The organism is Mycobacterium sp. (assembly GCF_050701515.1).
Classification (GTDB): Bacteria; Actinomycetota; Actinomycetes; order Mycobacteriales; family Mycobacteriaceae; genus Mycobacterium.
This window is the reverse complement of the sequence record NZ_JBOGDB010000036.1, coordinates 1-9,950: the sequence shown is the minus strand read 5'-3', so window position 1 is coordinate 9,950 and position 9,950 is coordinate 1. Positions and strand designations below refer to the sequence as shown.

General features: G+C 66.1%; 10 protein-coding genes and 1 pseudogene. 3 read left to right on the top strand and 8 right to left on the bottom strand.

Going from position 1 to position 9,950, the window contains the following annotated elements; genetic code table 11:
- From ACRDU5_RS02935 to ACRDU5_RS02920, 4 genes and pseudogenes are all read right to left on the bottom strand, one after another.
- Window positions 1–291: pseudogene (locus ACRDU5_RS02935) on the bottom strand (DUF1298 domain-containing protein); the annotation flags it as partial.
- An 11-nt stretch (window positions 292–302) separates the two neighbouring features.
- Window positions 303–1,205, bottom strand: coding sequence for an alpha/beta fold hydrolase (locus ACRDU5_RS02930; protein ID WP_526612716.1), 903 nt, complete (start codon window positions 1,203–1,205; stop codon window positions 303–305).
- A gap of 9 nt (window positions 1,206–1,214) precedes the next feature.
- On the bottom strand, window positions 1,215–1,862 hold the full coding sequence (locus ACRDU5_RS02925; RefSeq protein WP_526612715.1) for a hypothetical protein: 648 nt from the start codon (window positions 1,860–1,862) through the stop codon (window positions 1,215–1,217).
- A complete protein-coding gene (locus ACRDU5_RS02920; protein WP_526612714.1) occupies window positions 1,859–2,437 on the bottom strand; it encodes an Rv1363c family protein in 579 nt (192 codons plus the stop codon). Before ACRDU5_RS02920 ends, ACRDU5_RS02925 begins: the two co-directional genes overlap by 4 nt.
- Before the next feature lie 101 nt (window positions 2,438–2,538).
- Here ACRDU5_RS02920 and ACRDU5_RS02915 point away from each other — a divergent pair, with 101 nt between their 5' ends.
- Entirely contained in the window at window positions 2,539–3,117 is a 579-nt protein-coding gene (locus tag ACRDU5_RS02915) for a TetR/AcrR family transcriptional regulator (RefSeq protein WP_526612713.1), read from the top strand.
- Between the two features lie 13 nt (window positions 3,118–3,130).
- Here ACRDU5_RS02915 and ACRDU5_RS02910 read toward each other — a convergent pair whose 3' ends face one another.
- Window positions 3,131–3,628: a VOC family protein gene (locus ACRDU5_RS02910; RefSeq protein ID WP_526612712.1), complete on the bottom strand. Its 498-nt coding sequence runs from the start codon at window positions 3,626–3,628 to the stop codon at window positions 3,131–3,133.
- A 72-nt stretch (window positions 3,629–3,700) separates the two neighbouring features.
- Window positions 3,701–4,300: a TetR/AcrR family transcriptional regulator gene (locus tag ACRDU5_RS02905; protein ID WP_526612711.1), complete on the bottom strand. Its 600-nt coding sequence runs from the start codon at window positions 4,298–4,300 to the stop codon at window positions 3,701–3,703.
- A gap of 106 nt (window positions 4,301–4,406) precedes the next feature.
- Between ACRDU5_RS02905 and ACRDU5_RS02900 the strand changes: the two genes are divergently transcribed.
- Window positions 4,407–5,309 carry an alpha/beta fold hydrolase gene (locus ACRDU5_RS02900; RefSeq protein ID WP_526612710.1) on the top strand — a complete coding sequence of 301 codons (903 nt, stop codon included), beginning with the start codon at window positions 4,407–4,409 and terminating at the stop codon, window positions 5,307–5,309.
- A gap of 14 nt (window positions 5,310–5,323) precedes the next feature.
- On the opposite strand, the gene ACRDU5_RS02895 is transcribed toward ACRDU5_RS02900, so the two are convergent.
- Entirely contained in the window at window positions 5,324–7,936 is a 2,613-nt protein-coding gene (locus ACRDU5_RS02895; protein WP_526612709.1) for a LuxR C-terminal-related transcriptional regulator, read from the bottom strand.
- 305 nt (window positions 7,937–8,241) lie between these two features.
- Entirely contained in the window at window positions 8,242–9,195 is a 954-nt protein-coding gene (locus tag ACRDU5_RS02890; protein ID WP_526612717.1) for a hypothetical protein, read from the bottom strand.
- Window positions 9,196–9,256: 61 nt separating this feature from the next.
- On the opposite strand from ACRDU5_RS02890, the gene ACRDU5_RS02885 reads away from it, so the two are divergent.
- The coding region (locus ACRDU5_RS02885) for an adenylate/guanylate cyclase domain-containing protein (RefSeq protein ID WP_526612708.1) at window positions 9,257–9,950 on the top strand (694 nt) is incomplete at its 3' end.

Sequence of the window (9,950 nt, the reverse complement as noted above, 5' to 3'; positions counted from 1 at the left end):
GCTGACCGCGGCCAGACATCCGGTCCAACTGTTGTCAACGAGTTCGTGAACCACAAACTGAGTGGCGTCGACCTCCCCGCTCACCCACGCCGGATACGTCAGGGGGCTGCCGTCGTGAACTCGCAGCCTCAGCTCCGTGCAGTCACAAGCCCGCCCGCGGATGACGTCGATGGCTTGCTCGAGGTGTGACGGGACGCCGGCGAACCCGTACAGCAGAAACGCGTCGTTTGGGATCTTGGCCGACATCCAGTACGTCTGCGCATCGACCGCTGCTAGCCGGCGCACCGTCATGACCTCCGAGATTAGGCTTGCCCGACGAAGTCGACGATGTGCTGCGCCACGACCTCGGGCTGTTCCAGCTGCAGGAAATGCCCGGCGCCTTCGACGACGAAGGCCTCGCTGCCCGCCGGAAGAACCCGCTCGACCCATGGGATGTAATCCGGTGCCGCGCAACCGTCGTCGTCGCCGTGCAGATACAGGACGGGCAGCACGGGTGGCTCCACAAACAGGCGATGCAGCTCCGCGTACTCGGCCGGAGGCCTACCGCCGCGGATGAGTGTCCGATACAGCCCGAGCGCGGCGCGCCAGTTCTCCGGTGCGCCGATCGCGGCCTCGACGAGACGGACATCCTCGGCCTCGTCGTACCCCGGCGACCACTGCCGCCACAGCAGGGGCACCACTCGCATCCCGGAAAGCTCCGGCAGCCACGGCAATTGGAAGTACCCGATGTACCAACTGCGCAACAGTTGGCGCGGTAGCTGCGCGACAAGCCGGATCTGATCGGGAGCTCGGCCTAGCGGTCGGAATGCCGCCACAGGCGGCACCGACATGATCACCGCGTTGGCGAACGGACTGTCGGGCATCGCCGCTAGACCCATCGCCGACCCAGCACCCCAGTCGTGGCCGATGACGACGTCGCGTCCGGTCGGCCCGGCCGCCTCGAGCACCTGCAGAGCGTCGTCCATCAGCGCGCCGATGTGATAACAGCCATCCGACGGAATCGACGACGGTGCGTACCCCCGCATGAACGGCGCCACTACGCGCCAGCCCGCGTCGACAAGCATCGGCGCGATCTTTCGCCAGCAATAGGCGGTGTCGGGAAAACCGTGCAGGCACAACGCAATCGGCCCATCCGGCGGTCCCCACGTCAACACGCTCAGCTGCACCGTCGGCGTGGCGACGTCAAGCCAGCTGGGTTCGCTCATCACTGTCCTTTAGACGGGTTCGAACAGAGAGATCAGCCAGCGGTCGCCGATCTTGTCCATGGTGACCCGGACGCTGGACAGGGTACCGGCGGGCACGCCGTTGCCAACGACCACTTCCTGATTGACGAACATGAGCACCACCGCCTGGTTCGGGTCGGCCGACACCGACGCCGCCGCGGGCACCGAGGCAACCGCCGAGATCTGCTCCGCCTTGGCCTCGGGAATCACCACGTCGTTCGTCAGCGAGGTGTAGTAGTCGCGGAACTCTCCGGTGAGCAGGTCACGGGCCGCGATCAGCTGCTGTTCGACGGTGTCGGGCTTGTACGAGAGCAGCGCGACGGCGCCGTCCTTGGCGGCCTGCACCGATTCGGTGCGGGCGAGATCGCTGACGCGGACCGACGACTCCTGCCATTTCAGGTAGCCGGCGGCGAGCGCCAACAGGAGTGCGAGACCGGGCAGCACGGCAAAGGCGAGCACCCGCGACCAGTTGATCCGGCGCTTGGGCTTGGCGGTCTCCGTCTCGTCCGAGACGTCGGGCTCGTCGGCCGGTTCGTCGGCGGCGTGCTTGCCCTTCCTCTCGGTGTCGGTGTCCGTTTTGACCGGCTCGGCGGTTTCCTTCTCGGTGGTGTCTCGGCTGTCGTTCTTGTCCTCGGTCACTGCACGAACTCCACCTTGGCGACCTTGGCCTCGTCGCCGACCTTCTGCACCGTGATCCGCATTCGCCAGGCACGCGGCTCCTGCTCGGCGACACCGGCATTCGAGGTCTTCAGGGTCACGGCGACCAGCACCTCTGCTTCATCGTCCGATAACGATTCAATGCCCGCCTCGCCGATGGTGCCGACTGATTTGGACTGCGCCTGCTTGACGACCTCGGCAAACGGCTTGGCACGCTGCTGGAAGTCGTCGTAGAAGTCCCCAGTCGCGGAGTCCAAGACGCGCTGCACGTCGGCGTCGGCGTGCTGCCAGTCGATTGTGGTGAGGTTCAGCGCGCCCTGCCGGCCCACCTGAAGGAAGAGGTTGCGCTCCTCCTCGGCCTTGTGCGACTGGTACGTCCGGAAACCCAGCCAACCGGTGAGTCCCGCCAACGCCACCACGACCACCAGCCCCAAGATGGTCGCCAGCCGAACGGGCGACATGCGGGGCCGGGCGGGTTCGACTTGCCCAGCGTCGGCATCCTCGTCGGCGTCAGTTTCCTGTTCGGCCTCGGCGTCCGCGCCGCGCGTCTCGCTCACGGGTCCAAGGTACGTGCCGGTTGTCGAGCGGTACTCGGCGACCGGCCCAATCTTCTAGAACAATGTTCCAAGAGCTGCGCGACGTGCATTAGGTTCTTGCCATGACGACGTCCGCTCGGCGGTGGGCCAAGTCCGACGCCACCCAGCAGCGCATCCTCGACGCGGCCACCGACGTGTTCAGCACGCGCGGGTTCTCGGCGGCGACAATGGCCGACATCGTCGATTACTCGGGCGCCAGCATCGGCAGCATCTACCACCACTTCGGCGGGAAGAAGGAGCTGTTCCTCGCGATCTTCGAGCGGTTGTCCGCGGACGTCGAACGTCGCATCGACGAAGCGGCGCACCAGGCCACCGACCTCGACAGCCAGCGGGCGTTCGCCGTCCATGCGCGGGCCTACCTGAACGCGATCTGGGCCAACCGGCGTGCGGCGATGATGATGGCCTCCGGCGACGTCCCGGCCGGCTTCGACCGAATCCGCCGCAGAAGCACGCTGACTTTCTTTCAGCGCTGGCTGACGGTGCTCGACGTGGACTCGTCCAAGCGGGACCAGCTGCTGTCACGCGTCCTGATCGCGATCATGGCCGAGGCGTCGCTGATGGTGGCCATGTGCGACGACGTAGCCGACGTCGAGCCGATCACCGACGCCACGATCGAATGGATCGGCCGCCTGACGAGCTAAGGTGCCCACGGCCTCAGGCGTTTTCGCTGGCCTCTTCCAGTTCGGCGATGATGATCTTGCGCATGCCGAGCATGGCCTTGGTGGCGGCCGCGGCGCGGGCCGGATCCGGATCGTTCACGAGTTCGAACAATCGGTCCGGCACGATCTGCCAGCTCAGCCCGTAACGGTCCTTGAGCCAGCCGCACTGCGACTCTCCCCCGCAAGCGGGAGGTGCCCCCACGCCGCGATCAATTAGCCGATTCCAGTAATAGTCGACCTCATCCTGGTCCTTGCAGCTGACCATGAAGGACACCGCTTCGGAGAACGGGAAGTCCGCGCCGCCGTTGATCCCGATGAAACGGTTGCCGTCCAGGACGAACGTCCCGGAAACCACGTCGCCGGGCGTGCCTGGTCCGGCATCGGTGTATCGCTCGATCTGCTCGATCGACGAGTTCGGGAAGATCGAGATGTAGAACTCCGCGGCTTCTTCGAGATTGTTGTTGAACCACAACGAGGGTGTGATGGCTGGCATGTGCGTACCTCCTGTGTTCGCGGGCTTCGTCAGTACAGACTGCCCTGCCCGGTGAAAGTCATCATGCGGCGATCACCTGTCGGCGCCCAAGGCCCGTAACGCGAAATCGACGACGCGGCATCGTGCCTCCCGCAGCTCGGCGGGATCTCCCTTGTTCGGCGTCGTCATCTCGCGACTTACCACCGCGCTGATCGCGACCGCGTCCGGCTGTGGATCGGCCAGCGGAAAGGAGCCGTCGTCACGACCGCGCTGGAGAATCGCGGCCAGGGAGCGCTCCCGGTCGGCATGCGACCGCTCGCGCGCTTCGCGGTATCCCTTTGCCGTGCGCACTTCGTCGGAATCCAGCACGGTGACGTGCAGGCGGAGCCGGGGATCATGGGCCAGCGCGAACACCTGCCCGATCCATGCCGTGAGTTGTTTGACGGGATCACCGGGCAGCTCATCGGCGACGCGGTCCAATCGGCCGACCAGCGCATCGCTCTCCCGCCGCAGCATCGCCAGGAACAGCTCGTCCTTGGACTCGAAGTGGCGGTAGAACGCCCGAGTGGACAGGCCGGCGCGGTCCAGGATCGCGGCCACCGGAATCGGGCCGCTGTGTGGTTCCGACAGGCAGCCATACGCGGCATCGATGATGCCGTCACGGTCACAGACGATGGGCGTGTCGGGCTGCACGTTCGCAGATTGTAGGGAGGGATGGGCCACCGTTTGGTCACATGCATGAAAGGGGCGATATTTGCTCTGGGTAACGTGAGGCCAGGGGTTGGCCGAGAGGACGTCCGTGAACGCCGGGAAAATCGAGCGCAGCGAGCCGCAAACGGTGAAGTTTCGGGCTGTCGACGGCCTCACACTCATCGCCGACGAATGGAACAGGGACGCCGCATCGGCTTCCGGAGCCGCTGCGGCGGCGACATCGGACCCAGCCCGGCCATCCGTACTGTTCCTGCACGGCGGCGGACAGAACCGGTTCTCCTGGAAAAACACCGGCCAGATCCTTGCCGATGAGGGTTTGCATGTCGTCGCGCTGGACAGCCGCGGCCACGGTGACAGTGACCGGTCACCCGATGCGAACTACTCGGTGGACGCGCTGTGTGCGGACACCCTGCAGGTGTTGGACCAGATCGGACGTCCGGTGATATTGATCGGTGCCAGCATGGGCGGGATGACCGGCATCCTCGCCGCCGATGCGGCAGGACCGGACAGGGTAACCAAGCTGGTGCTCGTCGACGTGGTGCCGCGGTTCGAGAAGGGCGGCAGCGCACGGATCCGCGACTTCATGTCCAGCGGGTTGAACGGCTTCGACTCGCTCGAGGACGCCGCCGACGCCGTCGCCGCATATCTTCCGTATCGGGCCAAGCCGCGCAGCCCGGAAGGCCTGAAGAAGAATCTGCGCCGCCGCGACGGCCGCTGGTACTGGCATTGGGATCCGGCGTTTCTGACCAAGCCGATGGACGATCCGTTCGTGCGGGTCGAGAAACTGGAGCGGGCCGCCATCGATCTGACGATTCCGATCCTGCTGATTCGCGGCAGGCTCTCCGACGTGGTCAGCACCGAGGGCGTGAAGCATTTCCTGGACACGGTTCCTCGCGCCGAGTTCGTCGAGCTGTCCGACGCCGGGCATACCGCGGCCGGCGACGACAACGACGCGTTCAGCGAGGTCGTGGTCCAGTTCGTCAACCGGTGATCAGCACGGGCGGCTCATGGACCGGCCGCGGGACCGGCCCGCATGATCGCGGCCAGCTCCTCCCGCGAGTTGGCTCCCACGCGCTGGCACGCGCGGTACAGGTGGCCCTCCACGCTTCGCACAGACATCACCAGCCGCGTCGCGATGTCCCGATTGGACATGCCAGCCACGGCCAACTCGACGATTTCGCGCTGCCGCTTGGTCAACGGATGTCCAGTCGGAGTCCGCAGCGCCGGGGTGCACAGACCGCCACATTCGTCAGCCAGGCCCTGCGCGATCGCCGCGGCGTAGAGTCGCCGCCTGCGCTGCTGACTGTTGCCGAAGGCCACTGCCGCCTGCGCCGCGGCATCGGCGGCCGTGGCCCGATCCCCGATTGCCCGATAGTCAGCAGACGCGGCGAGCAGACCGTCGCCATCCCCCGCCGACAGTGACTCGGCATGGCGGGCAACGGCATCCGCGAGCGGTAGGGATAACTCGTCAGCGAGTTCGCGGGCCCGCGTTGCCACGGTGACGTCGCCCCACTGGGCCGCAGCTTGCAGGCAGGCCAGTTCATGCGTCGGCTGTCCGCGGTCGCGCGCAAGTTGGGCGGCATCGAGAACGGTCGCCACGGCGTCGGTCAGATACCCGCCGGCCGCCTGCGCCCACCCGGTCGCAACCGAGAGGCCGGTGTGCATGAATGCATAATCGGGCGGCACACACTCGGTGGCCTCGGCGAGCGCCTGATTTGCTTCGGCCGCCTGCCCGAGCTTGGCATGGGCCTCGGTCAGCGCGAAGCAGCTGGCCGGCCGCAAACCGGTTGTGACACCATGCTTTTCCACGCCCGCGAGCGCTTCGTGCAAGAGCTTCACCGCGCCGGGTACGTCCCCATGAACGAGATCGGCGAGACCCGACAGGAACGCGAGGTTGGCGTACGCGAGGCCGGGTACGTCGCCCGCGGAGTCGGCCAGCTTCTTGGCGGCCGCCACGCACTCATCGAGTCGGCCGGTGAGCCGGCAGGCGCGCGCGTACACACCGCCGAACCAGAACCGCATGTGCGACGCCTGGAACGAGGTCGTGGCGCGCTGGAGCGCCTGCTCGGCGACCGCAGCGAGATCGTCCACCTCACCGAGCGCACCCATCGCCATGATCCGCGCCACCGACGCCATCATTGCGTGAAAGTCGGACAGCTCTGGACACTCCAATGCGGCGGTTGCCTTTTCGGCGGCCGGCGCGCAGCGCCCCGACACCGCGTCGACGCAAGCCGCAATCGCGTCCCGCGCGGCGCGTTCCACTGACGACTCAGGCCCCGCCGCCAACTGGTCGAGGATTTCGGACGCCTCGATGGGCCGCCCGAGTATCCAGATCAGGTTTGCGGCCCGCACGGTGGACCATCGATGGACATCCTCGTGCCCGTTCGTGGTCATCTCCCGCAGAAAGGTTTCGGCCTGATCGCCACGACCGAGGAGCACCAGGTTCATCGCCTGGACGCCGACCGCGTCACTGGACCCCGCGCGCACGGCGGCGGTCGCGAACCGCTCGGCCAAGTCGAGATCCAGCAGCGTCATCGCGTATCGCGCCGCGTCGACAAACAGTTCCGGGTTGGGCGGTAGGTCCGATTCGAGGGTGAGCAAGGCCTTCCGCACCGTCGCCTGCATATCGCCCTCGACATCGTCGTCCAGTCCTTCCGCCAACTTCCCTCGGATCCGGGAGAGATACATTTCGCCGGCGCTGGAGCGTCGAAGTTCCCCGAACAGCGGGTGGGCCAGCCTGGCCATGCGCTTACCGCCGGATCGCTCGACCGTGACAAGGTGCATCTGTTCGGCGACTTCGAGGTCGGACCGACGCGCAATATTGCACAGCACGTCGACATCGAGTGGCTCGCATTGTGACAACGTGTCGAGGACCAGTGCCACACCTTCGGAGAGCTGGCCCAGCTGCCGGCCGACCATATCCGTGATGTTCTGGGACACCGCCACGTCGTCATCCCACATCCAGACACCGGCGACTTGACGCATCCGCCCAGCCGAAACCTGATCGGTGAGCAACTGCCGCAGGAAGAGTGCGTTGCCGCCGGTCAGCTTCCAGAACCGCTGCGCGCTACGGGCATCCACCGCTCCCTCTAGGGTCGACTCGATCAGGGTGCGCGTCGCCGCGGCGGACAAGGGCTCGAGATCCAGCCGGGCCAGCAGGCCGTCCTTCCACAATGCGGTAACGGCATCGGGTTCCGCGCCACCCGTGCGCAAGGTCACCACCAGCCGCGGCCCCCGCGACTGCGCAAGCTGGTGCACGACGTGAGCCGACAATCCGTCGAGCAGGTGAGCGTCATCCACACCGATCAAGACCCGTCCCCGACGCTGTTGTGCGACAAAGGAATTGATGATGCGGCCGACGTTGGGAACGGGCTCCGCCGTGGTGTCACTGATTGACCCGGTGAACGCGCCGAGGGGAAGGGCGCGAGCGGACTCGGTGCCGGTTATCCAATTTGTATGCTCACCGGCGGCTTGCGCGCGAGCCAGCACCTCTCGCGCGAGTCGGGTCTTGCCGACACCCGCCGCTCCGGCGATCACGACACCGGAGTACTTGCCGCTCAGCGCGCGTCGAATGACAGCCAGTTCGTCGTCACGGCCGGTCAGCAGATCGCCGGACATGTCAGAACCTGCGCCTTTCACCCATTTGGCTAACCACGCAAAGCATATGTCTCAGTGCCCCGCCTAACAGCTAATTGACGACGCAATTTGCGGCGCACCCCGATGGCGTCGAGAACGCACAGGTGGGCTCCGATGCGGCGCGTTGATTTGTTTCGCTTTGCTTAGTTTGATCGAGACATGACACGCTCAGCCGACGATCTGGTCACCGAATTCTGCAAGAAGTGGGCTGGTTAGTTGCGCGAGCAGCCGCAAAAGTGCGTGTCGTCGCGGCGTGTCGGGGGATTTTGCGTCTGCTCGCGCAGAAACTAAGCGAGCAGACGCACCGACTCGTTGCGGGTGTCGGTCAGAATCTCGAACATGGCCCGGCGGGTCGCGTTGAGTTCGCTAGTTGCAATGTCTCTGCCGGACAACTGAATTCGGCATGTCGCGAGGGCGGAGTTGTAGCAGTATTTCGACTCCCCGTCGGTGTCGGTGTATGTCAGTCCGATAACGTCGCGCGGCTGCGCGGTGATCTCCCCCTCCAGGGTCAGCCCGTCGACGCGGCCGCCGAACGACCAACTGAACGGCGCATACTCACCGCGGGTGTGGCGGGTGGCAAGGATGGATCGCACCGCCATTTCACGCCCGTCATGGCGCAGCACGAACAACGTGGCGGCCGGCAGCGAGATGGGCCCGACCGCGGCCCGGGCAGTGACGATTTCCAGGCTCGATTCCGGTGCCTCGTCGAACCCGCACACCTGGCCGAACGCGTAGGCGGGCGTGTGGCGCCGACCCCAGTTGTGGTTGACGCTGCCGGTCCAGCCGTCGACGTGGACGCGCACGTCGTCGAGTTCCAGGCTGCCGTCGAACCGGGCCAGCGGATGGCGAACCATCGTCTTGGCAGTCGGGAACTTCGCCTTGTACCCGCGGTCGGTGAGCAGCTTGACCGCCTTCTCGCCGCCCGGCGTGATCCGCAGGTCCCAGCGCGCCGACCTCCCTGCGCCGGTCACCGAGCCCTGCGCGGACCGGTCGTCGACCGTCGTCGCGCCGATCCGCGCCGTCCAGGTGTCATAGCCGTAGTCGGACTGGTCGATCGGGTACGGCTCTTTGAGCGCGCGGTTGCCCGCGCCGTCCGGGTCGAAGATCATGACCCACGCGTCGGCGACCGGGACACCGGCCGTCGGCAGCAGTAGTGTCGAGCGCAGCCACAGCGCCTGCGCACGATCGGGATCGTTCGCGCGGATGAATCGACTTTCGTAATAGGGCGCCTTGGCTGGCATCACCGCTTCAGCATCCAATACTTAGAGGACGGAATCCGGCGAACAAGCCAGTGAGGTGATGATGACTCCAATGATCGCGGTCTACCTGCTCGCCGGTGTAGCCGCGGTCGAGGCCGTCGTGATCCTGGTGTTGTCGGCCCTGCTGAACCGCAGCCGCCGCAAGACGAAAGAGCTGCGCAGCCGCGTCGATACCCGTCAGCAGTTGCTGTCCGGTAGCCGCGAGGCGGTCAAGACGATGTGGCAGACCGCCAACATCCTTCGCAAGGACGGCATCGGTGCTGCGGTCCGCTCGTCGATCGAGGACCTCGCCGACTGGGCCGAGGTGGAACGGCCCGATCTGGCCCGGCTGGCACTGGACGGCAACGTAGCGATCCTGTTCTCCGACATCGAGGAGTCCACCGCGCTCAACGAGCGCATCGGAGACCGGGCCTGGGTCCGGCTGATCAGCAAGCACGACAAACTCATCCGCCGTCACGTGCAGAGCCACAAGGGTCATGTCGTCAAGAGTCAGGGCGACGGGTTCATGGTCGCCTTCGCCGAGGCCGCGCAGGCGGTGCGGTGCAGTGTCGACGTGCAACGGGCACTTCGGAAGCAGCCGAACAGAATCCGGGTTCGTATGGGCATCCATGTGGGCAAGTCGGTGCGGCGCGGCGATGACCTCTTCGGCAGAAATGTCGCGATGGCGGCGCGGGTTGCGGCGCAGGCCGACGGCGGTCAGACACTGGTCAGCGAGCCCGTGCGCGACTCCGTCAGCG

Excerpts from the sequence above, each read along its gene's own strand:
- ACRDU5_RS02890 (WP_526612717.1), bottom strand. The coding sequence starts at position 9,195 with ATGCCAGCCAAGGCGCCCTATTACGAAAGTCGATTCATCCGCGCGAAC.
- ACRDU5_RS02895 (WP_526612709.1), bottom strand. The coding sequence starts at position 7,936 with ATGTCCGGCGATCTGCTGACCGGCCGTGACGACGAACTGGCTGTCATT.
- ACRDU5_RS02910 (WP_526612712.1), bottom strand. The coding sequence starts at position 3,628 with ATGCCAGCCATCACACCCTCGTTGTGGTTCAACAACAATCTCGAAGAA.
- ACRDU5_RS02915 (WP_526612713.1), top strand. The coding sequence starts at position 2,539 with ATGACGACGTCCGCTCGGCGGTGGGCCAAGTCCGACGCCACCCAGCAG.
- ACRDU5_RS02930 (WP_526612716.1), bottom strand. The coding sequence starts at position 1,205 with ATGAGCGAACCCAGCTGGCTTGACGTCGCCACGCCGACGGTGCAGCTG.